The following is a 25716-nucleotide window of genomic DNA, read 5'->3' as shown; positions in this document are numbered from 1 at the left end:
GTCGCCGCCACGCGGGAGGCGATCCTCACGGCCGCCGAACAGCTCTTCGGCGAGTACGGGATCGCTCATGTGTCGAGCCGGCAGATCGGGGGAGGCGGCCGGGCAGGGGAACACCGCTGCCGTCGGCTATCACTTCGGTGGCAAAGCAGAGCTCATCCGCGCGATCCTCGCCCGACACCAAGGCGCCATCAACGCGCTCCGACTCACAGAACTGGAACGAGTCGAAGGGTCCGACGACATCCGAGAATGGATCGCGTGTTTCGTGCGTCCGACCACGACGCACCTCGAGTCCCTGAACTCCCCGACCTGGTACGGCCGGTTCAGCGCACAGGTCGCAACCGATCCCGCATGGGCCGACATCGCAATGGACGAAGCGAGAGAAGCGCCCGGTCTCATGCGGATCGCGCACGGCATACAGCGATGCCTCCCGGACCTCCCGGCCCGCGTCCGCGCTGAACGGATGACGATGGGCCGGATCCTCCTGACCCAGGTCATCGCCGAGCACGAGCGCGCGCTGGAACGGGGCGGCGCTCGCATCTGGACGGACTGGCCCGCGGTGGCGGACTCCCTCGTCGACGTCGTGTCGTCCCTGTGGCTCGCCGAAGCGCTGGTGACCGGACGTGCTGCCGGGCCGGCGCCGGCGTGAACCCAGGTCCACCGTTCGGGGGGGACCCCCCCGTTCGTGGCACGTGGAAGTATCCCGAGAATTTAAATCATGCGTTTGATTCACTGATGGCTCCGAGGTTGACTGGTCGGAGCGGCAACACCTGTTGCCGCCAGACCCATCGCGAGGAGCACGATGACGGACATCGCCACGGACAGCACAATGAGCGAGACCGAGTTGGACGCGCTGCGCGCCCGGTACCGGGTCGAACGAGATCGACGCGTCCGCCCGGACGGGCTGCGGCAGTACCAGGGCACACGCGGGGCCTTCGGGTACTGGGCGACGGACCCCTACACGCCCCGCACCGACCGGCCGGAGAAGACCGACCGCGTCGAGGTGCTCGTCGTCGGCGGTGGGTTCGGTGGACTCCTGACCGGTGCCCGGCTGCGGCAGGCGGGCTTCACCGACATCCGCATGACCGAGGAAGGGGGGCGACTTCGGCGGGACGTGGTACTGGAACCGGTACCCGGGCATCCACTGCGACATCGAGGCCTCCGTCTACATGCCACTGCTCGAGGAGGTCGGGACGGTCCCCACACGGCGGTACGCACCGGGGGGAGGAGATCCGGCAGCACGCGATGGCGATGGCACGGCACTTCGACCTGTACGACGACGTGCTGTTCCACACCCGTGTGACGGAGCTCCGATGGGACGACGACGCAGCCGAGTGGGACGTCCGGACCGACCGCGGCGACGCGATGCGCGCCCGGTACGTGATCGTCTCCTCCGGATCGCTCTCCCAACCGAAGCTCCCCGCCATCCCGGGCATCGAGACGTTCACGGGTCACACGTTCCACACCAGCCGGTGGGACTACGGCTACACGGGTGGCGACCAGACCGGCGGGATGACCGGCCTCGCCGACAAGCGCGTCGCGGTCGTCGGGACCGGTGCGACCGGCATCCAGGTGATCCCCCCTCGTCGCGGAGGACGCCGAACACCTCACGGTGTTCCAGCGCACCCCGTCGAGCGTCGACGTCCGCGACAACCGCGACCTGCCCGCGGACTGGACCACGGGCCTCCCGACCGGATGGCAGCAGGAACGCATGGAGAACTTCCTCGCGGTCGTCTCCGGCGAGGAAACCGACGTGGACCTCATCCAGGACGGATGGACCTCCACCGCGGCGCTGCAACGCACGATGCTGACCGGGCAGACGGAGGACACGCTCGACCCGGAGGAACGCGACCGGCTGATCGAGATCGCGGACGCCCGCAAGATGGACCAGATCCGAGCGCGGGTCGACTCCGTCGTCACGGACCCTGCGACCGCAGAGGTCCTCAAGCCCTGGTACCGGTACATGTGCAAGCGGCCGACGTTCAGCGACAAGTACCTGCAGACCTTCAACCGTCCGAACGTGACACTGGTCGACACCGCCGACACCGGCGGGATCACCGCGATGACCGAGACCGCCGTGGTCGTCGGCGACACCGAGTACGAAGTCGACGTTGTCGTCTTCGCCACCGGGTTCGAGACCGGCGTCTCCGGAGTGATCTCCGGGACACTGCCCGTCCACGGCCGGGACGGCACGCAGCTGCTCGAAGCGTGGGCGCGAGGCCCGCGGACGCTGCACGGATTCGTGTCCCACGGGTTCCCGAACCTGTTCCACCTCGGTGCGCTGCAGAACGCGAACTCGGTGAACTTCGTCCACATCCTGCAGGAGCAGGCGACCCACATCGCAGCGATCCTCGAGCACGCTCGCGACGATGGCGCCCGGCAGGTGGAACCGACGGTGGAGGCCGAGGACCGGTGGTTGGCGACGATCCGCGATGTGGAAGTGGACAACGCTGCGTTCCTGGCGGAGTGCACGCCCGGCTACTACAACGGTGAGGGCACCCGGAAGCGCGGCGGCGGCGGGTACAGCCCCGGCCCGGTCCGGTTCCACGAGCTGCTCCGGCAATGGCGGGAGTCCTCGATCGACGAGGTCCTGGTGCCCGAACTCGCCGTCAGCGCCTCCTGATGCGCCAGCTGTACACGAGCGGTACACCGTGGGAAGGAGCCGCGCGATCCGGCAGAGTACGAATCGGCGCGGTGCTGACGATGTCGGCGGCCGCAGCAGTCGTGCTGTCGGGCTGCGCTGCGCCCGCGGACCACGCGGCCCCGGCTACAGCGCGCACGGACGACCGGACAGCACGCCGCGTCGTCCAGGTCGCGCCTGCACCGGAAGCCGGCACCGGGTACGGACCGCTGCTCGAAGGGCCGACGTTCGCTGCTGACGGGCGACTCATCGCCGTCGACGTCACCGCCGGAACCGCGCGGCCGAAGGTCGTCCGGATCGACCTCGACCGCCGGAAGGTCACGGCGTTCGGGGACGGTGCGGGGCTCGCCGCGCCGACTTCTGCGCAGTCCAACCCGCGCGACGGCCGATTGTACGTCACCGACTTCGCAACGGGGAAGGTCGTCAGCCTGGACGGCCGGGGCGGTGGCCTCCGCGTCGAGTTCGAGGGCCCCGTCGACGGCCGGCCCATGCAGCCGGACGACTTGACCTTCGACCAGGACGGGAACATGTTCGTCAGCGATGCGGCAGGGAATGCTGCATCGACGGAGGACCCTGTCGGACGGGTCGTTCGGATCGACGCTGCTACCCACCGCGCCACGGTGGTGCTCGACGGGCTCGCGTCGGCGAACGGAATCGCCTTCGACGAGGACCACCGTGGGCTGTGGGTGAGCGAGTACAACCGCAACCAGATCGACCACGTCCAGCTCGACGCCGAACACGAGGAGGCGACGGCGGTGTATCCCGCCATCCGGCCTGACGCCGGGGCGAGCCGGGTCGACTCCGTCGCCGTCGATGCCGCCGGCAACGTCTACCAGGGGTACGAAGGGAAGCCCGTGATCGATGTCTTCAGTCGCGACGGTGACCCGGTCGCGCAGGTCACCGTGCCCAGTCACGACCGGCGAGCCGTGACCTCCGCGACGAACCTCGCGATCAAGCCGGGGACGACCGATGCGTACATGACGGTGAGCGGCCCGGGTGGGTCGTTCGTGTACGAGTTCCGCGCCTACGGCAGGGGTACGCAGCAGTCGAACGGCGGATGACCAGACCTCGGACTTTCGTCAGGAGACGAGCCAGCGAAGCCTGAGCTCGTCCCGGAGCACTCCCGGTGCCCCCCGGCGACTCGCGTGCAATGCCCGCGACCAGCCTACGGGCCGCCACCGGCCGGTCGGTGATGACGCCGTCCAGGCCCGCCCTGAGCAGGACCCGGATGCGCACGTCGCTGTTCGCCGTCCATGCATAGACCGCCCGTCCGTCGCGATGGGCCCGACGGATCATCGCCGATGTGATGGACGCCTGTTCCACCGCGTAGAAGTCGACGGGGAGCTCCGGGAGTGGACCGACGTGTGGCCCCACAGTCAGGCCGACACGGTGCTCCGGGTGCTGCTCGAGCATCTCGTGCACGACCGTCGGGTCCAGCGAGTGGAACCACGTGCCGGGCGGTAGGCCCACACGATCGAGCTGCGCAAACAGGTCCCGCACGGATCCGCCGTTGGTCGCTGCCGTCACCTTGAGTTCGATGAGCAGCGGCATGCCGAGCTGTCGTGCGTGCTCAACGTAGGCGGTCATCGTCGGGATGGTGTCGGCGCGGCCGTGCATCCGGACGGTTGTGCTCGTGACTGCAGCGGTCGACATGTTCGGGATGTCCTCGTCCCGGCCTGCGAGCACGAGGAGGTTCGTGTCGTGACTCGCGACGAACGTGCCGTCCCGCGTCTGCTGGACGTCGACCTCCACACGGTCCGCATGCAGGGCAGCCGCCGCTTCGAGGCCCGCGATCGTGTTCTCCGGACCGCCACGATCGTGCCCACGATGGGCGATGACCGAGGCGCCTCCTTCTGAGCCGACGACGGACGGGGGGGACGGCAGGTCGTGACACGGCGGGCGAGGGAACGAGGAGCATGCTGCAGCCCAGGGTGACGACCATCCCCACCGCCACGAAGCGGCCAGACGCCGAACGCCGGACGTGGACCCGTTCGTTCACAGCGGGTGGCCGTCCGACTGTTGCCCGGACGGTCCCCACGAGGGACAGGGCGACCGCCTGCGCGACCACGACCGAGAGAGCGGACAGGACCAGGACCGGGAGGACATCGACCGCTTCCTGTACCCGCACGGACGGGACGAGTCTCATCAGTGCAGTCGAAGTCCGGATGACCAGCGAGTTGACGATGGTGGAGCCAGCGAGCAGCACCGTCACCTGACCTGCGACGGCGAGACCACCGCGGCGTGTGGCTCGGAGGCTGGCGATGATCCCTGCGGCCGGCCCCTGCCCAGCGACGATCATGAACGCCGGAGCGAGAATGAGACGGAGGCTGACGAAGACGACCAGGGCAGCGAGGGTGCACCAGAGTGTCGCGCTGAGCGGCGCCTTGAGGAATTCCCGCCCGATGAACGGTGGGACAGCGAGTCCGCCCGTGAGCGGCGCGAACACCGCGATCCCTGCTAGGGGCTGCAACACGGCGAGCTGTAGCCCGGTCACGACCACGCCCGGGCGGAGGAACCGTCGAGCCGAAGCCAGGGTTCCACGCGCCGCTGCTCGGACGGACAGCGGCTCACCTGCGAGTTGGAGGTCGGCAACCGTCAGGACGAGGACGGCCCAGCAGAGGGTGGCGGCGAGCGTGAGACCCGCCGCGGTCGCGATCCCGGCGAGGGCGATCGGGTCACCGAGCAGGGCAGCGAAACCGGTTGGGGTCGCAGCCACCCCGTTGGCTCGGTGGTCGGTCGCGAGCGCGATCGACCACCGAGCCGCTGGACGCGCGGCCACCGCGATGACAGCGGAGGCCACCAGGAGCAGCAGCCACACGCGGGCCGGGACCCGGACCAGCTGGGTGAGCGTGTTGCGAAGGGGCGGCACCACGAAACGGACGGGACGCGCGTCGTGAGCTCGCACGGCGCCTCCCGTCCAGTCCGTGACCGTGTCGACTACTGGACCGACCATCCGCCGTCGGACGGCAGGACGACTCCGTTGAGGTTCGTGCCGTCGTCGCTGAGGAGGAACGTGATCGACGCGGCGAGCTGCTGCGCCGTCGCCACCGCCGGGATCGTCTGCAGGAGCGGCTGGAGCCGGGATGATCCCAGCTCGGACTCGAATCGGGTCGGGATGCCGGTTGCGACGCCGCCCGGCGCTACTGCGTTGATCCGGATGCCGCTCGGGCCGTACATGAAGGCGCTGTTCTTCGTGAGGCCGACGACTGCGTGCTTCGACGTTGTGTAGGCCACCCCGGCCGCGTTGCCACGCAACGCCGCCTCCGAGGCGATGTTCACGACCGAGCCGCGCCGAGCCGCGAGCATGGCCGGCAGCACCGCTCGGGTCAGGCGGAACATCCCAGTGACGTTCACGCCCATCACGCGCTCCCAGACGGCGTCGGACGTCTCGTGCAGTGGCGCCATCGTGTCGGTGATGCCCGCGACGTTGGCGAGTCCGTCGATGCGGTCGCCCGCGGCCTGGACCACGCGTTGGACGTCGTCCTCGCTCGTGATGTCACCGACCACGGTCACGACATCAGACCCGGGCAACTCGTCGACCAGTGCCTCCAAGCCGGCCGGGGCGATGTCTACTGCGACTACACGCCCGCCTTCTCGGGCGATGCGGGACGCGGTGGCGCGGCCGATGCCGCCGCCGGCACCGGTGACGACGACGGTCTGTCCCGCGAAGCGGCCCGGGACGACCACCTCTGCGTCGCCGTTCGCCGCCGCTTCGACGGGCATCTCTCCGCCGTTCGCCGCGAGGACCAGCCCGTCGATCGCGGCCTGGGGGAGCTGACCGTTCGAGAGTGCGACGAGCTGCTGTAGGGGCAGGCCACGTACGGGAGTGAGCGACTCGGGGTCGGTGCCGCCCTGGGCGAGGAGCTCGCGGATGAGCTCACCGCCGACGGGGTGGTCCAACCATGTGCCGACGGTTGAGGCGGCGGTGAGGATGGTGGTGTCGTTCGACATGATGTTCGTCCTTTCGTTGCGTGCCCCCCACCGTCCGGCTCTGCACGGGGCGACGCATCGTCGTCTCGGATCGATCGGTCTACTGCATCGGCAGTACGTGCGGCAGCGCTGGCGCAACACCGTCAATCGGCGACCGTGACGGACAGCGGTGCTGTGCACGAGGGTGGGAGGTCTGCCTCCTCGCCTGATCCGATCACCTGCGTCCCCCCGGAACCGATTGCCGCTCAGTGAGCAGCGGACCGTCGCGCCTACTGGTTGCGCTGGGAGAGGGGGGGGGGGATCTACTGCAAATGGAGTAGTTCGGACGCTGCAAAAGGAGGCCGTACCGAAGCGTTCCGCCCGGAATCGTTGACGTTGTTCGCACCTCGCGGACCACGACGACGAAGGAAACCGCATGTCCACGTTCCTGTCCCACCTCGGGCGCTTCAGTGCCCGGTTCCGATGGCTGGTGATCGGAGCGTGGCTCCTGATCATGGCCGTCCTGATCGGCATCTTCGTCGTCGGCAGCGGCATCGAGAAGGACGCCGCGACCACGAGCATCCCCGACACCAAGGCCTCGCAGGCGTTGGAGCGGATGAACGAGGAGTTCCCCTCCACGACCGGCTCGGACACCGCGTCCCTGCAGCTGGTGTTCCAACCGGAGTCCGGCGACGTCACGGACGCGTCGACTGCGAAACAGATCGAGTCGTTCCTCGCGAAGGCTGACAAGGTCGACGGAGTCCAGTCCGTCAGCGACCCACTGAACGCCGAACAGCCGTACATCTCGAAGGACCGCACGATCGCCGTCGCCACGGTGACCTACGGCGACCTGACGAAGGCCCAGCAGACGAAGTTCTACGACGCGGCCCTCGACCTGCAGGAGAACGCTCCTCCGGCGCTCGGCGTCGAGCTCGGCGGGAACCTGGTTCCCCTCGGCGCCCCGGCCACCGGCCCGGGTGAAGGCGCCGGCGTCATCATCGCGTTCATCATCCTCGCGATCACGTTCGGCTCGCTCCTCGCCGCGGGCATCAACCTCCTCGTCGCCGTCTACGGCGTCGGCGTCGGCCTGATCGGTGTCCTCGCCTACGGCGCGCTCACCCCGATCGGTGACAACGCGATCATCCTCGCGACCATGCTCGGCCTCGCCGTCGGGATCGACTACAGCCTCTTCATCCTGTCCCGCTTCAAGACCGAACTCCGCTCCGGACGGAGGGTCGACGACGCGATCGCCCGGGCAACCGGTACCGCCGGCACCGCCGTGGTCTTCGCCGGCATGACCGTCATCGTCGCCCTCGTCGCGCTCCTGGTCGCGAACCTCAGCTACATCACCGAGATGGGTGTCGCGGCCGCGTTCGCCGTCGCCGTCGCCGTCCTGCTCTCGCTCACCCTGCTGCCGGCACTGATGCGGTTCATGGGTGTGAAGGCCCTGTCGAAGAAGCACCGTGCGGCACTGCAGCGCGGGGAGCTCTTCACCGAAGACGGCCCGCAGAAGCGCGGCGTCCTCCGCTCGTGGGGCAGCTTCGTCGTGAAGCGCCCGATCGTGTCCCTCCTGAGCGGGGTGCTCGTCCTCGTCGTCGTCGCGCTCCCCATGCTCAGCATGAAGACCGCCTCCAACGTCCCCGGCGGGTCCGACCCGGAGTCCACCGAACGTACCGCCTACGACCTCATCGTCGGCGAGTTCGGCGGCATCCAGAGCCCCCCTGATCGTCCTGGCCGAGGGCGACGACATCACCTCGAAGACCGCCGTGATCGAGAAGGAACTCACCGCTCTCGACGGCGTGCAGCAGGTCGTCCCGGCTCAGGTCAGCTCCGACGGCGACTACGCACGGATCACTGTCATCCCGACCGAAGGGCCGATCGACGACTCCACCAAGGACCTGGTGCACCAGATCCGTGACGACGCGGACACCATCAGCGGAGCGCACCTCGAGGTCACCGGTGAGACCGCGATCGGCATCGACTCCGACGACCAGCTCGCTCAGGCGCTGGTGAAGTACGTCATCGTCATCGTCGTCATCTCGATCATCCTGCTCATCGTCCTGTTCCGATCGCTCCTCATCCCCGTGATCGCGACGCTCGGCTACCTGCTCTCCGTCGGCGCATCCTTCGGCGCGAGCGTCGCGGTGTTCCAGTGGGGCTGGCTGGACTTCCTGCCCGCACCGCAGGGTGACCCGATGCTGAGCATCCTGCCGCTGCTGCTCGTCGGAGTGCTCTTCGGACTCGCGATGGACTACCAGGTGTTCCTCGTCTCCCGCATCCAGGAGATGTACCGCAAGGGCCTCGACCCGAAGCAGGCGATCCGCGAGGGCTTCTCCCGATCCGGACCCGTCCTCGTCGCCGCCGCGAGCATCATGATCGTCGTCTTCGGCGGGTTCGCCACCGGAGAGTTCGCGATCGGCGCCTCCATCGCGTTCGGTCTCCTCGTCGGCGTCGCCGCGGACGCGTTCATCGTCCGCATGGTCCTCATGCCGGCTGCGCTGTCCCTCCTCGGACGCTCCGCCTGGTGGATCCCCAAGTGGCTCGACAAGGTCCTCCCCGACGTCGACGTCGAAGGCCACGCCCTCGACAAGCACGACGACGCGGCACCCGCCGCGCACGACCAGCCACGAGTCCTCGTCGGCTGACACTCCGAAGGGCCCCGGTGAACACACCGGGGCCCTTCGTCCTCCGCTCGTCGAACGAAAGTGGCCAGCTGATGCAGCACCCCGTCCGCCCCGAAGACATCCACCTCCCCCCCGACTCAGCCCATCGACATCACCGGCTACCTAGCCGCGGAAGCAGCCCGTGCGTCCGCCGAGAACGGCTCCGCACCAGGGTTGAGCGGTCAGGATCCCGAACCGCCTTGCTGAGCGCAGAAGCAGCTGGCAGCCGCTGCCCGACTCGTGCGTGGTGAACGACCGTAGACGGAGCGCCAGGCGGCAGACTGACCCTGTTGCAGGGCGACGCCGCCGGTGAGCGCGACCTGGGTCAGCTCGCGACCTCGATGCTGTAGTTCGGCCAGCGACACGACCCTGCCAGGTCGCGCTTGAAGGCGTTCGACCTGGGGTATCCCGCAGGCGACACGAGACGCTTCGAAGAGGTCGCGACAAGGAATCTGCAACCCGAGTCGGAATGCGACGTCACGCGACACTTTGCGTTGACGATCACATGTGAGACGGCGATGCCCCGGTCAAGCAGGACAGGGAAGTCGTCGTGGTTGTCGCCCCCCAGTCGCGTACCGGTGGACGAGCGGCTTTCGAGACGGTCTCGCAGTACCGTTCCGGGATGGACTACTCCTTCTCCGCGCCGACCGCGATGGAGTTCAAGACGCTCTACGACGAGACTGGTTGGGGGGGACTGGACTCTGGACCGATTCGAGCGCGCCCTGTCCGGGAGCTGGATCGTCTGCACCGTCAGGGATGACGCCGGCCGCCTGGTCGGCATGGGCAGGCTCATCAGCGACGGGGCGCTGCACGCCTTCGTGACCGAGATGATTGTCACCGAAGAGGCTCGAGGTGGAGGTATCGGCGGTCAAGTCCTCGCGCGCCTTGTCGACGAGGCACGTCGCCGCGGAGTGGACGACGTACAGCTCTTCGCGGCCCGGGGTCGGGCTGAGTTCTACGAACGCCACGGCTTCGAGCGCCGGGCCGAGAGCGGACCCGGCATGGACGTAGCGAGCGTTCGCTAGCCCATTCCCTACGGGCGGCTGTCGTGAGCACCACGCGTCCCCGTCGTCGCAGCGTTGTTCGGCAGCGACGATGATGAGGCCCTGGTCGTGCTCGGGGCAGTGCGTAGTGCTGAGTTGCGCGACCGGTCGGTGGCCTCGGCTCGCCCTTCGATAGGGACGGACCCGAGGCGCGGGTGGTCGCCCGTGAAAGGCGGAAGGTCAGGTCATGATGGTCGTCTTGGTCAATGTCACCGTCACTCTCAACGAATACGAAACCAAGCGGATCGAGAAGTTCGCAGCGAACGTGATCGTCACGAGCAACCGTCCGACGGAAGAGGTCACGAGCGACACCCGTGACCGCATCGACAACGCGGTGGGGCTCCGGGACCGGATCTCGGTTGCGCGTACCGCTGCGGAGAAGGCGGCTGGAAGTGAGCGGGGCGCCGCTGCGGAGCACCCGCGGCGGGCTTGTCGGCGTGGGATAGCGCCGACCGTCGCGACCGCCACGCGGAGCAGATGGCCGCCGCCGACGTCGACCCCGTCGCCGTGCAGGCGCAGTACGGTGCCGACGTCTCCAACGCCAAGCATCCGCGGCCTGCCATCACGACCACGCGTGGTGCCGCGAAGGCCCGCAAGAGCGTGACCCGGGCGATGGGTACTCATCGTGAGCGTGGGGAGCGCGGCCGGTGAAGACCGCGCTCCTACTGCCGTGGGCTAGTCACCAGCCGGCGGGTCGAGATTCTGTGACGGAGCAGTCGTGGATGAGCAACGTCCCGCCGGTCGATGGGTCCTGCTGTGTGAACACCTGCAGTGTTGAGGAGTTCCCGTCCGTGCTGATGTGCCCAAATCATTCGATCTTCGTCCATACGCCCACGGTGAGTTCTGGGATGTCCCAGCCCCTTGGGAGCGCTTGCCGCTCGGATCCGGGTGCCCATTCAACGTCGCGCATCGCGGCGCTCATGCCCGCGGTGGTGGGCCGCACCCAGCAGGAAGCCCAGTACCCTCCGAATCGGACTCCGTTGCGCTCAATGACACGCTGAACCCCGATCGTCCCGCGGCGCTTGATGCGGGGATGACGGACAGGGCGCCAGACCCTCCGTGTGCCGGTGATGCCACACGGTTGATCGTGCCGTCTCCGATGGTGCCTTGCTCCTCTCGTGGGCAGGGATGTTTGGGGCTAGCTTTGGCGGGGGGGAACCCGACTTTCGCAGCAGTCGCAAACGTCGATCCGGCGCTCGTCGGCGTTGAGGGGGGTCGGCGGCAGTCGGATGGACATCGACAGCTTCGTACTACCTCCAGCAGCGCCGAACTGAGCCCCCGGCAAATCCACGGATACCATCGACCCGACGGGTACCCGCTGGTATCGCGCGTATGTCAGGATCGCGGCGTGGCCGCGCCGACGGCCGGGCGGGGGGACCCGATGACCGACGCGATGACAGCCAACGAAGGCCGGCCGACAGCGGAGGGCCGGTGGTGGATGGGGGCCCGGGGCGTCCTCTCCGCCGCGACGATCGGCGCTCTCGTGCTGCTCGCCGGCCTCGTCGTCGCAGAGCAGCCAGGCCGACCCGACCTGCGGACGGTCGCTGCCGATGGTGGTTGTGGCGGATGGTCCGAGGACAGGCCAGGGTTCGATGAGTCGGTGATGACCGTCGCGTTCCTCGTCGAGAACCCGTCGGCCGAGCCGGTGACGATCCGAGGGACCCGCATGACGTGGGACGCCGGGCTCAAGTCGGTGCGCGTGCAACTCGCGCGACCGATCGTCGGCGTCGACGAGGGCGCGATGTTCGGCTACTTCTCCGACGACATCGACGCGGACCACGTGCTGCCGACCCGGGGCGCGGTCATCCCGGCGGATGGGTCGATCCGGGTCGCCGCCGAGATGCACCTCCGGCCGGGGGGCGGACTCGGGGCACCTGACCGGGCTGCGGTTCCTGACGGACGGGCCGCTCGGCACACTGCGGACCGAGACACTGCCGGTCGGGGTGGGGATGATGGCACCGGACGTGAAGAGCTGCTGACGAGGAGGTCTCCGGCGCTCATTCGTCTGACGCGAGCAGCAGGTGGCTTGGCGCAGACGACAGCGCTCGGATCCGGGCGTGCGATCCATCTCCCACACATCTCAGGGATGGTCGCTGCTCTTGTTCGGTCGCCGCCTTCGGTCGCGAGCACCTCTCCGACGCGCCCTCGCACGCACGCCAGGTGTCCTCGGGCTGCTTCTATGATGCGAGGATCTGAGCCACGACCGCGTACAGCTCCTTTGGGTCCCGGGCGAGCATCTGCTTGATCAACGCAGCCTGCTCGTCCACCACGACCTCGTAATCGTCGCGCTCGACCCCGTCCAGGGTCGCGCGCGCCACGTCCGCGGGGTCGGTCTTGGCGATCGAGAGTCCCGCCGTCATGTCCGTGTCGGCTACTCCGAGGTGCACCGACATCACCGCTGTTCCTTGTCCGGCCAGCTCATGACGCAACGCGTTGCCCATGTTCCACAGGGCAGCTTTCGACACCGCGTAGGCGGACGCCCCTGGCATCGCCAGCCAGGAGGCGCCCGAGGCGATGTTCACGATGCTCCCACCGCCGTTCGCGGCCAGGACAGGTGCGAAGGAGCGGATGACGTTGAGGGTGCCCCAGACGTTCGTGTCCATGTCGGCGTGCGCTGCGTCCAGATCGCCCAACAGGGTCGCTGTGGTCGCGATACCGGCGTTGTTGATCAACAGATCAACGTCGGTCGCTAGAGCGGCGGCCGCGGCGACGGACTCGGGGGGAGGTGATGTCGAGGGCGAGGCGCTCCACACCCTGGAGGTCGATCAGTTCAGGACGTCGGGCGGTCGCGTACACGTTCGCCCCGCGTGCGACCAACTGGGCGGCGAGATGACGACCGATACCGCGGTTCGCGCCAGTGACGAGGGCAGTGGCTCCAGAGAGGTTCATGCCGCTACGCTAGAACCTGACATCAACGTGAGAATCAAGCCCAGGAGCCGAAGAATGCGGATCGGTGCACTTGCAGAACGCGCTGGCGTCAGCGTTCGGTCGCTTCGGTACTACGAGGAACAGGGACTCCTCGAGTCGGAGCGGACCACGGGCGGGCACCGGGAGTACCACGATTCCGACGTGACGCGTGTGCGCTTCATGCAGATGCTCTACGCAGCGGGCATGCCGAGTCGCCGAATCGTCGAACTCTTGCCGTTCCTCGACACCGGCGTCGCGACACCGACGATGCTCGACCACTTCGACGAGGAGAGCGATCGCATCCAACGCCAGATCGAGGACCTCACCGCCACCCACGATCGCCTCACACGGCTCCGCGACATCGCGGCGGAATCAGTCGCGGGGCGGCCACCAGAAGAGTGTCGCTCCTCAGCGAACGCAGCCGCCGCTTGACCGGGTCGTTCCCCCCTGCCCGTGAGCACCACGCCCTGCGTGGCGCCGCGGTGTTTGCACCTGCAGGGCGGAGAGCCATCACAGTCGACAGTCGTTGTTCAAGTGTCAGAAACCCCGCTCGAACTCGGGGCTCGAGCGGGGTCGTGATCACGGATGTGCTGACGTCAGTTCTGTCCGCCGCCAACGAGCAACTGACTGCCGCTGACCCACCGCGCAAGCGGCACGACGAAGAACTCGACGGGGTCTGCGACGTCGTCGACTGAGCCCATTCGCGACCCGGTGGGGCTTGCACCCTGCACGAACGCGCGCAGCGAGTCATCCTCGGACACGGCGAGGAACGAACAACACCACCGACGGTCGAGTGGACACCGGCGGAGTGGACACCGGCGGAGTGGCAGAACGAAGTCGTCCCGCTGCGGTGGCAGGCGGGACGGCTTCGTTCTGTCGGGGGACTACTGGGCAGCTACCGAGATGCTGCCGGTTCCTCGCTGGCGCTCGGTGGCTCGGTCGAGTCCGTGGCCTTCGGTGTCGAGGTTCGGGATGATCTTCTGCATCCAGCGGGGCATCCACCACGCGGCTTCACCGCAGAGGGACAGCAGTGCCGGCATGATCATCATCCGGACCAGGAAGGCGGCGGCGAGGACGCCGACGAGCAAGCCGACGGCGATGGAGGCGGCGACGGCCATCTCGCTGGTGGCGAAGCCGGCGAAGACGACGGCCATGATGGTCGCTGCGGCGACGAGGACGGTGCCGGACTTGGTGAAGCCGGAGTGCACCGCGTCCTCAGCAAGCTCACCTCCGTCGAGGACGAGATCACAGGGCTCAACCACGTCGAAGCCGTCGTGCCCGGCCAGATCACGAAGTCCGATGACGCCGCCCTGCTGACCGTCATCCCGACTGGCGGACCCATCGCCGACAGCACGAAGCAACTCGTCACCGGGGCAGCGGTGGTCACACGGTGGCGCGGTAGCGCAGCCCGTCGACCAGGAGCCCGACGAGCTGCTGGCTCTGCTCGGGCGTCGCCGCACCGTGGGACAGGTCGGCGACCGCCCGGAGCAGCTGGGGTGCGTCGATGTCGGCGCGGACCGTTCCGGCTGCTGACGCTGCGTCGAGCAACTCCGCCAGGGTGCCACCGAGGCGTGCGACGAAGTAGGCGGGCAGGGCTGCGAAGGCGGCGTCGCCGGACTGCAGCGCGGCGGCGAGCCCGCGTTTGGTGGCGACGAACTCCGTGAACCGCTGGAGCCACCGAACGAGCGCCTCGTCCGGCGCGTGTGCTGCGCGCAGGTCGTCGGCGGCGTCCGCGCAGGCTTCGACGGCCTGCTGGAACACCGCCACGACCAGGTCGGATCGCTGGGGGGAAGTGACGGTACAGGGTGCCGACGCCGACACCTGCCCGGTCGGCGATGGCCTTGGCAGGGGCGTCGACGCCGTCGGAGGCGAAGACGGCCTTCGCGGCGTCGATCAGCGCGTCCAGGTTGCGGCGGGCGTCGGCACGCACGGGTCCTCCTCGGATGGGGGGTTGTGAAACGGAAAGGCGTTCCGTATAGTTCCGGAAGAGCGTTCCACTTCGAGTCAGCCTACGACATCTGCACTCGGGACGCCATCGACAGGAGGAACCCATGCAGTACCGCACCCTCGGCAAGACCGGCATCCAGGTCAGCCCCTTCGCGCTGGGCGCCATGATGCTCGGCACTGACGGCCGCATCGGCAACGGTGACGAACAGGACTCGATCCGGATCGTCCACCGGGCACTGGACGCCGGCATCAACCTCATCGACACCGCCGACCGCTACTCGCAGGGTGGGTCGGAGACCCTGCTCGGCAAGGCGCTCGCGGGTCGCCGTGACGACGTCGTGCTCGCCACGAAGTTCAACGGGCCGATGGGGGACGACCCGAACCGCCGCGGGAACTCCCGTCGGTGGATCATGCGCGCTGTGGAGGACTCGCTCCGCCGTCTGCAGACCGACCACATCGACCTGTACCAGGCACACCGACCGGACGACACGGTCGACCTCGAGGAGACCCTGTCGGCGCTGACCGACCTGGTGCGCAGCGGCAAGGTGCGTGCCATCGGCACGAGTGACTTCCCGGGGTCGCTCCAGGTGGAGGCGCAGTGGACCTCGGAGCGCCGGGGCCTGGAGCGGTTCCGGACGGAGCAGCCGACCTACTCGATCCTGAACCGCGGCATCGAGCGCGAGGTCCTGCCCGTCGTCGAGCGCTACGGCATGGGCGCGCTCGTCTGGAGCCCGCTGGCCGGCGGCATGCTGACCGGTCGGTTCCGCAAGGGCCAGCAGAGCGACCTCGCCCGTGTCGGCATGTTCCGCCACAACCAGGACGAGCGACGCATCGACGCCGTCGAGCAGGTCGTCGCGCTGTCCGAGGACACGGGCATCCCGATGACCCACCTCGCGATGGCGTTCGCGATCGCGCATCCCGGCGTCACGAGTGCACTGATCGGCCCGCGGTCGATGGAGCAGCTCGACGACCTGCTCGCAGGCGCCGACGTGGCGCTGTCGGACGAGGTCCTCGACCGGATCGACGCGATCGTCCCGCCGGGCACGGACGTCGGACGGCTCGACCAGCAGTACGCGCCGCCGGCGGTCCTGGAGGCCAGCCTGCGTCGACGTCCGGCACCTGAGCGCCGAGCGGCCTGAGGGCGACGGCCGGCCCCTCGAGACGACGGGCGCCTGGATGCGGTGACGACAGCATCCTCAGGGCGTTGGCGAGCCTGGCCCGTCGGTCTCCTCCGGCCACAGCACCCGGAACCGTTCACACACCACCGGCATGTCCGACGCCCACCCCCCGCGGGTTCTCCGAGTGCTCCCGCCAGTACCGCTCGTGCGACGCGCGCCAGTAGGCAAGGGTGCGGTCGCCCTCACCCTCGGCGCGGGCGTGCTCAACGCTGACCTGGTCGAACGGCACGATCCGGACGTCGGTCGACACGAGCACCGCTCGCGGCTCGTCGGTGCCGTCGAGGATGATGCTGTACTCGCCTGCCTCCGGCAGGGGTTCACCGGTGGCCTCGTAGTCCCAGAGCGAGGACGCGGTCCCGTCCTTCACGCCGGCGAGCACGAGGTCGAGCAGGGCGTCCGCGTGGTCCGGGGTCGCACCGAACGCCCACGCGGGGGGGAACGGTCGCGGGCAGTTCGGGGGGAGTCGCGGCGACGCGCCTCCCAGAAGGCGACCACGGACGGCGAGGGTGCGTTCACAGCAGTGACCCTAGCGAGCGACGAGATCCGAGCGACGGCCACGCCACGCACCGGACGTGACAGGATCGACCCGTCCCCACGAGCCTCCCGGAGCCCCGATGACCACGCGCGTCCGCACCGTCAGCGCGGTGCCGCCGCGCCAGCGCGCAGCGGTCGCCGCCCCGCGCTGGACGCCGATCGTCTCCGCCGAGAAGGCCGACCTGTACGGCAGCGACGACAGCCGCCGCGAGCTCCATCCGTAGACGCGTGACGGGCGCGCACCGCGCCTCCAGGCCGACGGCTCCTTCTCCTGCACAGCAGGCGGGGGAGCAGCGGCCCGACCCCGCACCTCCCACCTCTCGGAACAGGAAGCACCGTCATGCCCGCACCCTCACCCTCACCCCCCTCCGGCTCCCCGGCGATCGACTGGGCCACCCGCTCGATGCCGCTCCTCGCGGCCAGCATCGAGCAGGACGCCCCGGTGTTCGCCGGGCTGCACGTCGGCATCTGCATCCACATCGAGCCGAAGACCGCCGTCCTGTGCCGGTGGCTGCTCGACCAGGGTGCCCGCGTGACGATCACCGGCAACGTCGGCACGACCGTGCCCGAGACGGCGGAGGCCCTCCGGACGCTCGGCGTCACGGTGATCGGCGGCCGCAGTGACGACGCCGAGCAGCACGACCGGAACCTCGACGAGCTGCTGGCCGCCCTGCCGGACCTGGTGATGGACAACGGCGGCGAGCTCATCGCGAAGCTGACCAGGGGGGGCGCCGCGGTCGAGCACGTTCCTCGGCGCGACGGAGGAGACGACCACCGGCGGCATCGCCGTCCGCGCCCTGCCCCAGGCGCCGGACTTCCCGGTGGTCGTCATCAACGACAGCCGGCTGAAGCTCATCGTCGAGAACGAGCACGGCGTCGGGCAGAGCATCGTGCAGGGCTTCATGAACGCCACGAACGCCATGGTGCCGGGCGCCCGTGCCACCGTGGTCGGGTACGGCCCGTGCGGCAAGGGCGTCGCGGACACGCTCCGGAACCTCGGGGCCGTCGTGAGCGTCGTCGACACGGACCCGTTCCGCGCGCTCGAGGCGATCATGCGCGGGCACCGCGTCGGCCCGATGGAGGCGGTGCTGCCCGGCACCGAACTGCTCTTCCTCGCGACCGGCGCGCGGGGCGTGATCGGCTCCGCCGAGATCGCCCTGCTCCGCGACGGGGTGGTCATCGCGGGCGTCGGTCACGAGGGACTCGAGCTCGACCTGGAGGCCCTGCTCGCGGTGACCGCGGAGACCACAGCCCTGTCGGGGCCGGGTTCCGACCCGGACGCGCGCGTCTTGCACCGCCTGGTCGACGGCCGCGAGGTGGTCACGCTGTCCGGGACGCGGATGATCAACCTCACGGCCGCGGGCGGCAACCCGATCCAGGCGATGGACCTCGGGCTGTCACTGCAGGCGCGGAGCCTCGCGGCGATCGCGCGCGGGGACGTCCCGGCGTCCGAGGTCGGACCCGTCCCGGTGGACGTCGACTCCTGGCTGGCGACGTCGCTCGTCGCGATGCTCGGGAAGGACGGTCGGTAGCGCTGGGGCGCCGAACCACCGGGGGGAGATCCACGTCGACCGGACGCGGAGCGTGCTCCCTGGCTACGGTGGTGACTGACTGGTCGGGGGGGATCATGACGAACGTGCAGCGGGACGACCTGGTGGTCCATCGGGACACTCGACTGCGGCAGTGGTCGATCGCCCTGGCGGTCCTGGGCCCGGTGCTCGCGGTCGTCGCGTTCTGCATCCTGGTCGGGTTCAGCCTCGACTCGTCGTTCGGGGACCCTGCGAACGCGTTCGAGTACCTCCACGTGTGGGTCCTCGCGATCGTCCTCGGCGGACTGGTCCCGATGGCGGGTGCCGTCGTGCTCGCCGTCCTGTGCGTCGTCCGACGGTCGCAGTCCTTCGCGGGTGCGCTCGTCGGCGGCGCCGCGGGCCTGCTCCTGACGGCACTGCTGGCGCCGGCGCTCTTCGCGACCCGGATCCCGGACGCGCAGGAGTACCGGGCCGCGCTCGACCGCACCACGGCCGCAGAACGGCAGGACCCCGACTCGATGCGCGACGAGTTGGAGCAGGTCCACGCCGATGCCGTCGCCACGCTGCCGGAGCCGCAGCCGTCCGGCTCCGCCCCTGAGCCCGGCAGCGAATCGTCCGACGACATGGAATGGCTGCGCGGGGACATCTGCGACCTGTCCGTCGGGTACGACGGCGTCGACTGGTCGAGTGTGGACCTCGAGTCCTACGAGGTCGACGACGTCCAGGACGCGATCGACGCCATCCGCGAGGACGCCGAGGCACACGGCCGCTCCGTCGAGGTGGAGACGGACGACGACACCGGTGGCGTCTCGCGGCTGGTCGTCTCGACGCGCTCCGGAGACCTGTTCGTCGACGTGGAGTCTCCTGTCCCGCCGCCCGGACACGAGGCATCGACACTCGAACTGGACGCGGTCACCCACTGCGTCGTGGACTGACGAGTTCGGGCACACGGCTGACGTTGACTCCACCGCGGCTGCACGTCAGGCGCACCGGGACCGTGTGTCCCCTGCGCCTGTGTCCACGCGCACGCCGGACCGAGGAGCGTGGGACACCGCACGCCCCCGACCCTCCGGGTCCCGGACGGAACGCGACAAAGGAGCTCCACCATGACCAGCACCACCGCCAAGCACGTCACCCTCGACCCGACCGGCACCCTGCGCACCCTGGTGCTGCAGGAGCCGGGAGCCCAGGACGTGGACCTGACCGTTCGTGGCATGGCCCCGGAACGACTCCGCTACCTGGGACGGATGTGGGCGGCGACGCACGCCCGCCTGCACCGCCCCCCTCGCTGCCGACGGGTACGGCTACCGCGTCGTGGGTTCGCTCGCCTGATCGACGGCCTCGAGGCGCGGGGGGCTCAGTCGCCCATCGACACCACGACCTTGCGGGCGGACACGCCGTTCCGCAGCGTCTGCAGGGCGCCGGGGAGGGCCTCCAGTCCGTGTCCGACGACCATCGCTTCCGGGGCTGCGCGGAAGCGCCCGTCGGCCAGCGCCGCGGGCAGGAAGTCGCGGAAGACGGCCGGACCGACGGGGGAGACCACCGGGGTCCCGCCCCAGATGGCGGAGACGCGGATGCCGCGGAGGCGGGCGATCCGTGACCGCACCGCGGTGACCGGATCGGGGTAGGCGGACGCGATGCGCTTCGCCCCGGATGCGCGACGAATGATCCGCAGGGCGTGCCCGAGCGACCCACTACCGATGGCGATCGTGCCCGCGAGCCGACGGCCCCGCAGTGCCGCGACGACCTCGGCGTCCACGTCGTCGTCCCGGTAGTCCAGGACGGCGTCGGCGCCGAGGGAACGGACGAGGTCGTGGTTCGCCCGACCGGCGGTCGCGACCACCGTGTAGCCGCTGGCACGGGCGAGCTGGACGGCGTTGCTCCCGACGCTCGTCGACGCGCCCCAGACGAGGACCACCTGGTCGCTCCGGTCCGTGCCGTCGCCCGGCAGGGGGAGGGCCAGCTGGTCGGCTTCGTACAGGCCCGCAGCCGCCGTCGCCAGCGCGAGCGGCAGGACGGAGGCCTGCTCGAATGACAGGTCGTCCGGGAGGCGCGTGGTGACGCGCTCGAGGACGGTCACGATCCGCTGGAACCCGCCCTCGGCCGTGCTGTTCCGCGGCTTCTCCTGTCCGGCGGCGAACGCGGTCACCCGGTCGCCCACCGCGAGGGCCGTGACGTCCGGTCCGACGGCGAGGACCTCGCCGGCGACGTCGCTGCCGAGGACGGTCGGGAAGCGCACCCACGGGGTCACGAGGCGCCGGAGCGGGCCGGTGATCGCGTCGACGGGGTTCACCGCCACGGCACGGACGCGGACGACGACCTGGCCGGCGGCTGGGGTCGGCACCGGGGTGGGCCGGACCTCGAAGGGGCCGCGAGGGCTGAGCAGGAACAGTGCGGCGTTCGTGGTGGTGGGGTCGTCGGCGGTCATGCGGGCTCCTCGCTCTCCGGTGCCGATCATCGCGATGACACGTGATGTCATCGTACGCCTCATGACACGTCGTGTCGTCAGCTACGATCGGACGATGCGATGGGCTCCGGATGCACGAGGACGGCTCGAGCGCGCCGCGTTCGAGCTCTTCGCCGAGCAGGGGTTCGCCGCCACGACGGTGCCGCAGATCACCGCGCGCGCCGGGCTGACCACCAGGACGTTCTTCCGGCACTTCACCGACAAGCGCGAGGTCGTCTTCGCCGGGTCCGAGATCCCCGAGACCGCAGCGCGACTGATCGTCGGCGCACCGGCGGACCTCGACCCGACGCAGGTCGTCCGGCACGTGCTGCACCAGATCTCGGCGGCGCGCTTCGACGGCCACCACGAGCAGACCGCCGCCTGGCGCCGGATCATCGAGGGGGAACGACGAACTCCGTGACCGGGACGCCCGCAAGCGGTCCGACCTGGTCCGTGCCGCGCAGGCCGCCTTCGTCGAGCGTGGACAGACCCCGCTGCAGGCGACCGTCGTCGCGGAACTCGGCGTGCTCGTGTTCCAGGTCGCCCTCGAGCAGTGGGCGGCGGGGACCGGGGAGCGGTCGTTGGCCGAGACGATCGACGAGGTGTCCACACTGGTCCGGGAGCGCACGACCCCGGCTCCGGGTGCGCACTCCTCGGGCACGCGTCCGGTCAGCGACCACCCGGCGGACTGACCGTCGGGCCTCCCTCACCAGCCGGCCCCGAGGAGCGGTACGGCAGCATCCCGGTGTCGGCGTACCCGCGAGCCAGCCGGATGGCGGCCATCCAGCCCCAAACACGCGTCCGCTTGCCGATGTACGCCGGGCCGAACCAGGTCTCCTGTCCGGCGTCACTCGGAGGCACCGATCCGACGACCTGGAGGCCGCCCTCGGTGAACACCTCGATCCGGGTCGCAGCACGCTCGAGCGGCGCGACGCCGCTGACGGTCTCCGGTGACGGCGGCCCGTCCGCCCGCCAGTCGAGGATCCCGACGACGAGGTTCACGCGGACGCGCGGCTGCAGTTCGAGGACCTGCAGACACGACCACCGCCCGCTCTCGCCCTGCACGGGGACGAGGTCCCCGACCCGGAGCGCGGTGGCGCTGCGCGGGGAGAACGGGAACGTCCTGGCGGTCACCACGCCGTCGACACTACGGGCCGGGATGGGAGGATCGTGCCCATGCGCGCCGTGACCTTCACCGCCTTCTCCGCGACGCCGGCCGTCACCGAGGTCCCCGACCCGGAGTGTCCGCCGCACGCCGCCGTGGTCCGCGTGGTCGCGACCGGCGTCTGCCGCAGTGACTGGCACGCCTGGCGCGGGCACGACGACACGGTGTCGCTGCCGCACGTCCCCGGACACGAGTTCGTCGGCGTCGTCGAGCAGGTCGGGGACGAGGTCCGGCAGTGGCAGGCCGGCACACGCGTCACCGCCCCGTTCGTGAACGCGTGCGGCACCTGCCCCACGTGCGTCGCCGGCCGCCAGAGCATCTGCCCGAACCAGACCCAGCCCGGGTTCGACCGGCCCGGGTCCTTCGCCGAGCGGGTCGTCGTGCACCACGCGGACACGAACCTCGTCGCGGTGCCGGACGCCATCGACGACGCCACCGCCGCCGGACTCGGCTGCCGGTTCGCCACCGCCTACCGCGCGGTCGTGAACCGCGCCCGAACCGCCCCCGGCGAGCACGTCGTCGTGTTCGGCTGCGGGGGGAGTCGGGCTCTCGGCGATCGTCGTCGCCGTCTCCCGCGGTGCACGGGTGACCGCAGTGGACGTCTCCGCCGAGGCGCTCGCGCTCGCCCGCACCCTCGGCGCCACCACCACGGTCGACGCGCGGACGGACGACGTCGACGAGCAGGTCCGAGCGGCGACGGAGGGCGGCGCGCACGTCGTCGTCGAGGCGCTCGGACGCGCCGCCCTGGTGCGGCAGGGCATCGCCGCCCTCCGCCCCGGCGGTCGGCACGTGCAGGTCGGGCTCCTCGCCGGCGCGGACGCCAGCCCGCAGGTCGACCTCGGCCGCGTCATCGGCCTCGAGCTCGAACTGCTCGGCAGCCACGGGATGTCCGCGCACGAGTACCCGGCGATGCTCGCCGAGATCGCCGCGGGCCGTCTCGACCCGGCACCGCTGGTCGGGCGGACGATCGCGCTCGAGGACGCGCCGGCGGCGCTCGCCGCGATGGACCGGCCGGCGACGGCGGCCGGCACGACGGTCGTCGTCCTGTAGTCGCCACCGTGTGGCGGCCGGGAGGCGCACCGCGGCACCGCCACGGGCCTCCCGGCCGCGACCGGCCCGGTCCGGCAGACTGAGGGCGGGGGCCGCGCCGACCGTGCGCGGTGACGAGGGGGGAGACCATGTCGGAACCGCGACCGCGCGTCCGTCGCCGCTGGCGGCTGTTCGCACTGCTCGTCGTGGTCGTCGACGTGCTGATGGTCCTGCCACTGCCCTTCCTGATCGTGAGCTACCCGCTCGGACTGGCCTCGTACAACGGGATCGCGTACGGGCTGCTCACGTGGGGTGCGCCGGCAGCGGCCGTGCTCACGGTGATCGCGCTGGTGGTGGTGCCGGCACCCCGCGAGCTGCTCGACGCCGGAGCGGGCGTCCTGGCCGGGCTGATGGCGTTGGGCGGGGTCGTCTGGCTCGGTGTGGCCGCGAGCTTCGGTGGGGCAGCGGGTCCGCTCGGTCTCCTGTTGCTGGGGGGCGGCGGCGCTCATGGTCGCGCTCATCGTCAGGGGCGGTCCGCGTTCCGAGCGCTGAACGGGTCCGGAGTACGAAGCCGTACCGGTGCCCGGGCAACGTGGCTACCATGCCACCCATGGGGGGTCGAATTCGACGATGCTGCAGCGGGGGGCGCTGATCAGGGCGGCGCAGTCCGCGGACGGAGCCTTCACCGGGCAGAGCGGTGCCCGGCGAGGCGCGGTCGAGACCGCGATGCAGGAGTTCCGCGGGGGGGTACGCCGAACTGTTCCGGACGGCGAGCGTCACCGAGTCCTCGGAGCGGGGTCGGCTCGCTCGTGCGATGGACGACCTCGCACAACAGGTCGAGCGGGCGAAGCAGCAGGCCGCGGAGGAGAACCGACGGCTCGACGAGGTGCGGGCCTGGGAGGGTCGGGAGGCCGACCGGGACGAGCGTCGACGGACCCAGCCGCTCGGTCCCGTCGTCAGCGACATCGAGGAGCTGTTCGACCCCCCGACCGTCCGAGCCCGCGGTCCGGCCGTCGACGATCTCCGTCGCGTTCACCGCCTCGCAGCGAACGCGGACGAGCAGCGGCAACGCATCGGGGACCAGCAGCGCGAAACCGGATGCCCTCCGGTCCTTCGCGACGCAGTCCCGGTCGTGCAACACCACCATGCGGCAGCACCTGGAGGAGGTCGCGGACGCCTGGACACGGTTCACGTCGAGTTCCTCGTGGGTGCCGGTCGGTGGCTCCGGCTTCCTCGACAACGGGTCGCGCTTCGTCGACGAGAACGACGCCGACGTCACGTGGATGGAGCACGTGGCCGCCGCGTTCGAGCACGCCGGCAGCGGGACCCTCACGAACCACGCGCTCGACCTCGCGGTCGCCGCTTACCTGACGACGCAGGGCCAGGACCCGGTCGAGGTCCTCCGGCACATGGACGCCGACGTCGGTGCTGCGTGGCTCGCCGCGCACCCCGAGGTGCTCGACGCCCTGGTGACGACACCGCCCGCATGGGGCACCCCGTCGACCGTGTACTCCGCGATCGTCCAGGCGGAGCGCGCCCGCGGAGCCGATCCGGTCGACTTCGCGACCGTGCTGCAGCGCATGTACGTGTCGCGGGCAGCGGAGAAGGTGGGGATCGACATGGCCACCTGGGACACCGCTCGGGGCGCAGAGGCGCTGCTCGGACAGGTGACGGGGTCGTACCAGTACTACGCACAGCTCTACCTCGACAACCCGGACTTCATGTGGGCGGGGATGGCGAACATGGTCGGGCCGGACTTCGCCGCCGGGTTCCTCGACCTGCACTCCTTCCGCGACCACATCGGCGAGGTGACACCGTTGCTGCCGCAGTCGATGCGGCCGCTCACGGACGTGCTCGCGACCATGGGCGACAACGAGATCGCCTTCTACGAGAAGACGTTCCTCGACATGCAGAAGGGCATCTTCCTCGATGCCTCCACCATGCACGAGGCGTACCTCGACGCCGGGATGGACGGTGTCAAGGAGCTCCGCGCGGCTGGACTGCTCGCTGGTGGCGCTGACCAGTCCCCGTCCGAGCAGGCAGTGTCGGCACAGTACGCGGAAGACGCCTGGAACGACATCGACACGGGGATGCGAACCGGGTCGCAGGACCTGGTCGACCGGGGGGAACGGGGCGCTGCTGTACCGGGAGCAGCACGACACGATCCAGCGCCAGTACAACACGATGCGGGACCATCCCGTCACCGGTGAGGCCTTCACCACGGTGCTCGGCATCGTCGGGGATGCGTCCATCCCGGGGACGAAGACACTCGGCCAGTACGAGGGCGGGGCGTCCGTCACGGTGGATGCACTGCCGACGGTGCCCGGGGTGCAGGGCGTGACCGAGACGGTGTACATCCCGTCGCAGAACCTCTCCGACTTCCCGGTCCGCTGGGACTACATCGAACACGACACCCTGCCCGCCTGGCAGACCCTCGCGCACGACGACCCGGAGCGTGCGCGCGAGCTCGTCGCCGGGTCGGTCCCCGACCGGATCCAGGACCGACGACTCGACCACCGCCTGGGCGACCTGGTGGACGACCTGCACGACACGGAGTTCAGATGGCGATGACACCGACCCGCGTCCTCGGGCCCGCGATCGCCGCCCTGGTGGTCGTGCTCCTCACCGGGTGCACGCCCGGACCCCCCCGACCCGGCGCCCGTCGGGTCGTCCACCTCCGACGGAAGCGAGCACGGCGTGAGCCATCGAGGCCCTGAACCCACCGCCA

The 25716-nt window shown here is 70.0% G+C and carries 26 protein-coding genes and 5 pseudogenes; 21 read left to right on the top strand and 10 right to left on the bottom strand.

Features of this window, described 5'->3' with window-relative positions; genetic code table 11:
• The first annotated feature begins 67 nt into the window (after positions 1–67).
• From DEJ15_RS01845 to DEJ15_RS01825, 5 genes and pseudogenes are all read left to right on the top strand, one after another.
• On the top strand, positions 68–646 hold the full coding sequence (locus DEJ15_RS01845; protein WP_284175506.1) for a hypothetical protein: 579 nt from the start codon (positions 68–70) through the stop codon (positions 644–646).
• 153 nt (positions 647–799) lie between these two features.
• Positions 800–1300: a hypothetical protein gene (locus DEJ15_RS01840; protein ID WP_284175505.1), complete on the top strand. Its 501-nt coding sequence runs from the start codon at positions 800–802 to the stop codon at positions 1298–1300.
• Positions 1243–1509: pseudogene (locus DEJ15_RS01835) on the top strand (monooxygenase); the annotation flags it as partial. The gene DEJ15_RS01840 and the pseudogene DEJ15_RS01835, both read left to right, overlap by 58 nt.
• 100 nt (positions 1510–1609) lie before the next feature.
• Positions 1610–2620, top strand: a complete 1011-nt coding sequence (locus tag DEJ15_RS01830; RefSeq protein WP_284175504.1) for an NAD(P)/FAD-dependent oxidoreductase — start codon at positions 1610–1612, stop codon at positions 2618–2620.
• Between the two features lie 80 nt (positions 2621–2700).
• Positions 2701–3699 carry an SMP-30/gluconolactonase/LRE family protein gene (locus DEJ15_RS01825; RefSeq protein WP_220032670.1) on the top strand — a complete coding sequence of 333 codons (999 nt, stop codon included), beginning with the start codon at positions 2701–2703 and terminating at the stop codon, positions 3697–3699.
• Here DEJ15_RS01825 and DEJ15_RS17385 read toward each other — a convergent pair.
• The 3 genes and pseudogenes from DEJ15_RS17385 to DEJ15_RS01815 all read right to left on the bottom strand — a co-directional run bounded on the left by DEJ15_RS17385 (position 3590) and on the right by DEJ15_RS01815 (position 6589).
• Positions 3590–4432: a glycerophosphodiester phosphodiesterase family protein gene (locus DEJ15_RS17385; protein WP_349814922.1), complete on the bottom strand. Its 843-nt coding sequence runs from the start codon at positions 4430–4432 to the stop codon at positions 3590–3592. The two genes, DEJ15_RS01825 and DEJ15_RS17385, sit on opposite strands and share 110 nt — an antisense overlap.
• 223 nt (positions 4433–4655) lie before the next feature.
• Positions 4656–5591: pseudogene (locus DEJ15_RS17380) on the bottom strand (glycerophosphoryl diester phosphodiesterase membrane domain-containing protein); the annotation flags it as partial.
• A complete protein-coding gene (locus DEJ15_RS01815) occupies positions 5576–6589 on the bottom strand; it encodes an SDR family NAD(P)-dependent oxidoreductase (protein WP_110826166.1) in 1014 nt (337 codons plus the stop codon). The pseudogene DEJ15_RS17380 and the gene DEJ15_RS01815, both read right to left, overlap by 16 nt.
• Positions 6590–6983: 394 nt before the next feature.
• Here DEJ15_RS01815 and DEJ15_RS01810 point away from each other — a divergent pair, with 394 nt between their 5' ends.
• From DEJ15_RS01810 to DEJ15_RS01795, 4 genes are all read left to right on the top strand, one after another.
• Positions 6984–8465, top strand: a complete 1482-nt coding sequence (locus DEJ15_RS01810) for an MMPL family transporter (protein WP_284175502.1) — start codon at positions 6984–6986, stop codon at positions 8463–8465.
• A complete protein-coding gene (locus DEJ15_RS01805; RefSeq protein WP_284175501.1) occupies positions 8347–9192 on the top strand; it encodes an MMPL family transporter in 846 nt (281 codons plus the stop codon). The genes DEJ15_RS01810 and DEJ15_RS01805 overlap by 119 nt, the downstream gene beginning before the upstream one ends.
• Positions 9193–9728: 536 nt before the next feature.
• Positions 9729–10235, top strand: a complete 507-nt coding sequence (locus DEJ15_RS01800; RefSeq protein WP_284176267.1) for a GNAT family N-acetyltransferase — start codon at positions 9729–9731, stop codon at positions 10233–10235.
• A gap of 495 nt (positions 10236–10730) precedes the next feature.
• A complete protein-coding gene (locus tag DEJ15_RS01795; RefSeq protein ID WP_181419471.1) occupies positions 10731–10904 on the top strand; it encodes a hypothetical protein in 174 nt (57 codons plus the stop codon).
• A 1526-nt stretch (positions 10905–12430) separates the two neighbouring features.
• Here DEJ15_RS01795 and DEJ15_RS01790 read toward each other — a convergent pair.
• On the bottom strand, positions 12431–13006 hold the full coding sequence (locus DEJ15_RS01790; RefSeq protein ID WP_284175500.1) for an SDR family NAD(P)-dependent oxidoreductase: 576 nt from the start codon (positions 13004–13006) through the stop codon (positions 12431–12433).
• Positions 13007–13082: 76 nt separating this feature from the next.
• Between DEJ15_RS01790 and DEJ15_RS01780 the strand changes: the two genes are divergently transcribed.
• Positions 13083–13592 carry a MerR family transcriptional regulator gene (locus DEJ15_RS01780; protein WP_309146406.1) on the top strand — a complete coding sequence of 170 codons (510 nt, stop codon included), beginning with the start codon at positions 13083–13085 and terminating at the stop codon, positions 13590–13592.
• 452 nt (positions 13593–14044) lie between these two features.
• Here the strand turns inward: DEJ15_RS01780 and DEJ15_RS01775 are convergent, their stop codons facing one another.
• From DEJ15_RS01775 to DEJ15_RS01765, 3 genes and pseudogenes are all read right to left on the bottom strand, one after another.
• Complete coding sequence (locus DEJ15_RS01775) at positions 14045–14422, bottom strand: MMPL family transporter (RefSeq protein ID WP_258365838.1); 378 nt, start codon at positions 14420–14422, stop codon at positions 14045–14047.
• 121 nt (positions 14423–14543) lie between these two features.
• Positions 14544–14927, bottom strand: coding sequence for an SbtR family transcriptional regulator (locus DEJ15_RS01770; protein ID WP_284175498.1), 384 nt, complete (start codon positions 14925–14927; stop codon positions 14544–14546).
• Between the two features lie 70 nt (positions 14928–14997).
• Positions 14998–15213 (bottom strand): annotated as a pseudogene (locus DEJ15_RS01765) (hypothetical protein); the annotation flags it as partial.
• Between DEJ15_RS01765 and DEJ15_RS01760 the strand changes: the two are divergent.
• The gene (locus DEJ15_RS01760) at positions 15212–16246 is read left to right on the top strand and encodes an aldo/keto reductase (protein WP_110824416.1); all 1035 of its coding nucleotides are present in this window, start codon (positions 15212–15214) and stop codon (positions 16244–16246) included. The pseudogene DEJ15_RS01765 and the gene DEJ15_RS01760 sit on opposite strands and share 2 nt — an antisense overlap.
• A gap of 115 nt (positions 16247–16361) precedes the next feature.
• Here DEJ15_RS01760 and DEJ15_RS17375 read toward each other — a convergent pair whose 3' ends face one another.
• Positions 16362–16664 (bottom strand): ASCH domain-containing protein, encoded by a 303-nt coding sequence (locus DEJ15_RS17375; protein WP_349814778.1) that lies wholly within the window; start codon positions 16662–16664, stop codon positions 16362–16364.
• A gap of 235 nt (positions 16665–16899) precedes the next feature.
• Between DEJ15_RS17375 and DEJ15_RS01750 the strand changes: the two genes are divergently transcribed.
• The 4 genes and pseudogenes from DEJ15_RS01750 (at position 16900) to DEJ15_RS01735 (ending at position 19283) form a co-directional block, all read left to right on the top strand.
• Positions 16900–17043: a hypothetical protein gene (locus DEJ15_RS01750; RefSeq protein WP_181419470.1), complete on the top strand. Its 144-nt coding sequence runs from the start codon at positions 16900–16902 to the stop codon at positions 17041–17043.
• A gap of 116 nt (positions 17044–17159) precedes the next feature.
• A pseudogene (locus tag DEJ15_RS17370) lies at positions 17160–17507 on the top strand (hypothetical protein); the annotation flags it as partial.
• A 133-nt stretch (positions 17508–17640) separates the two neighbouring features.
• On the top strand, positions 17641–18351 hold the full coding sequence (locus tag DEJ15_RS01740; protein ID WP_284175496.1) for a Rossmann-fold NAD(P)-binding domain-containing protein: 711 nt from the start codon (positions 17641–17643) through the stop codon (positions 18349–18351).
• 95 nt (positions 18352–18446) lie between these two features.
• On the top strand, positions 18447–19283 hold the full coding sequence (locus DEJ15_RS01735) for a hypothetical protein (RefSeq protein ID WP_110824415.1): 837 nt from the start codon (positions 18447–18449) through the stop codon (positions 19281–19283).
• A 422-nt stretch (positions 19284–19705) separates the two neighbouring features.
• Here the strand turns inward: DEJ15_RS01735 and DEJ15_RS01730 are convergent, their stop codons facing one another.
• On the bottom strand, positions 19706–20827 hold the full coding sequence (locus DEJ15_RS01730; RefSeq protein WP_284175495.1) for a zinc-binding alcohol dehydrogenase family protein: 1122 nt from the start codon (positions 20825–20827) through the stop codon (positions 19706–19708).
• A gap of 43 nt (positions 20828–20870) precedes the next feature.
• Between DEJ15_RS01730 and DEJ15_RS01725 the strand changes: the two genes are divergently transcribed.
• The 4 genes and pseudogenes from DEJ15_RS01725 to DEJ15_RS17360 all read left to right on the top strand — a co-directional run bounded on the left by DEJ15_RS01725 (position 20871) and on the right by DEJ15_RS17360 (position 23009).
• Entirely contained in the window at positions 20871–21215 is a 345-nt protein-coding gene (locus DEJ15_RS01725) for a TetR/AcrR family transcriptional regulator (protein WP_284175494.1), read from the top strand.
• Positions 21216–21318: 103 nt separating this feature from the next.
• Positions 21319–21486, top strand: coding sequence for a hypothetical protein (locus DEJ15_RS01720; protein WP_284175493.1), 168 nt, complete (start codon positions 21319–21321; stop codon positions 21484–21486).
• Between the two features lie 484 nt (positions 21487–21970).
• Positions 21971–22318: pseudogene (locus tag DEJ15_RS17365) on the top strand (alcohol dehydrogenase catalytic domain-containing protein); the annotation flags it as partial.
• 226 nt (positions 22319–22544) lie between these two features.
• Positions 22545–23009: a zinc-binding dehydrogenase gene (locus tag DEJ15_RS17360; RefSeq protein WP_349814777.1), complete on the top strand. Its 465-nt coding sequence runs from the start codon at positions 22545–22547 to the stop codon at positions 23007–23009.
• 661 nt (positions 23010–23670) lie between these two features.
• Here the strand turns inward: DEJ15_RS17360 and DEJ15_RS01705 are convergent.
• Complete coding sequence (locus DEJ15_RS01705; protein WP_284175491.1) at positions 23671–24135, bottom strand: hypothetical protein; 465 nt, start codon at positions 24133–24135, stop codon at positions 23671–23673.
• On the opposite strand from DEJ15_RS01705, the gene DEJ15_RS01700 reads away from it, so the two are divergent.
• Complete coding sequence (locus DEJ15_RS01700) at positions 24134–25198, top strand: hypothetical protein (RefSeq protein ID WP_284175490.1); 1065 nt, start codon at positions 24134–24136, stop codon at positions 25196–25198. The two genes, DEJ15_RS01705 and DEJ15_RS01700, sit on opposite strands and share 2 nt — an antisense overlap.
• Positions 25173–25559, top strand: a complete 387-nt coding sequence (locus tag DEJ15_RS01695; RefSeq protein ID WP_284175489.1) for a hypothetical protein — start codon at positions 25173–25175, stop codon at positions 25557–25559. Before DEJ15_RS01700 ends, DEJ15_RS01695 begins: the two co-directional genes overlap by 26 nt.
• Positions 25560–25716 lie beyond the last annotated feature (157 nt).

Source organism: Curtobacterium sp. MCJR17_043 (genome assembly GCF_003224315.2).
Taxonomy (GTDB): domain Bacteria; phylum Actinomycetota; class Actinomycetes; order Actinomycetales; family Microbacteriaceae; genus Curtobacterium.
This window is presented reverse-complemented; position numbering and strand designations above follow the sequence as displayed.

Coding starts and splice junctions, on each gene's coding strand:
- DEJ15_RS01780 (WP_309146406.1), top strand. CDS start 13,083: ATGACGACCGATACCGCGGTTCGCGCCAGTGACGAGGGCAGTGGCTCC.
- DEJ15_RS01840 (WP_284175505.1), top strand. CDS start 800: ATGACGGACATCGCCACGGACAGCACAATGAGCGAGACCGAGTTGGAC.
- DEJ15_RS01735 (WP_110824415.1), top strand. CDS start 18,447: ATGACGAACGTGCAGCGGGACGACCTGGTGGTCCATCGGGACACTCGA.
- DEJ15_RS01845 (WP_284175506.1), top strand. CDS start 68: ATGTGTCGAGCCGGCAGATCGGGGGAGGCGGCCGGGCAGGGGAACACC.
- DEJ15_RS01815 (WP_110826166.1), bottom strand. CDS start 6,589: ATGTCGAACGACACCACCATCCTCACCGCCGCCTCAACCGTCGGCACA.
- DEJ15_RS01730 (WP_284175495.1), bottom strand. CDS start 20,827: ATGACATCACGTGTCATCGCGATGATCGGCACCGGAGAGCGAGGAGCC.
- DEJ15_RS01695 (WP_284175489.1), top strand. CDS start 25,173: ATGCGGGACCATCCCGTCACCGGTGAGGCCTTCACCACGGTGCTCGGC.
- DEJ15_RS01795 (WP_181419471.1), top strand. CDS start 10,731: ATGGCCGCCGCCGACGTCGACCCCGTCGCCGTGCAGGCGCAGTACGGT.
- DEJ15_RS01725 (WP_284175494.1), top strand. CDS start 20,871: ATGCGATGGGCTCCGGATGCACGAGGACGGCTCGAGCGCGCCGCGTTC.
- DEJ15_RS01810 (WP_284175502.1), top strand. CDS start 6,984: ATGTCCACGTTCCTGTCCCACCTCGGGCGCTTCAGTGCCCGGTTCCGA.
- DEJ15_RS01750 (WP_181419470.1), top strand. CDS start 16,900: ATGACCACGCGCGTCCGCACCGTCAGCGCGGTGCCGCCGCGCCAGCGC.
- DEJ15_RS01760 (WP_110824416.1), top strand. CDS start 15,212: ATGCAGTACCGCACCCTCGGCAAGACCGGCATCCAGGTCAGCCCCTTC.
- DEJ15_RS01825 (WP_220032670.1), top strand. CDS start 2,701: ATGTCGGCGGCCGCAGCAGTCGTGCTGTCGGGCTGCGCTGCGCCCGCG.
- DEJ15_RS01800 (WP_284176267.1), top strand. CDS start 9,729: ATGCCCCGGTCAAGCAGGACAGGGAAGTCGTCGTGGTTGTCGCCCCCC.
- DEJ15_RS01700 (WP_284175490.1), top strand. CDS start 24,134: ATGCGGCAGCACCTGGAGGAGGTCGCGGACGCCTGGACACGGTTCACG.
- DEJ15_RS01705 (WP_284175491.1), bottom strand. CDS start 24,135: ATGGTGGTGTTGCACGACCGGGACTGCGTCGCGAAGGACCGGAGGGCA.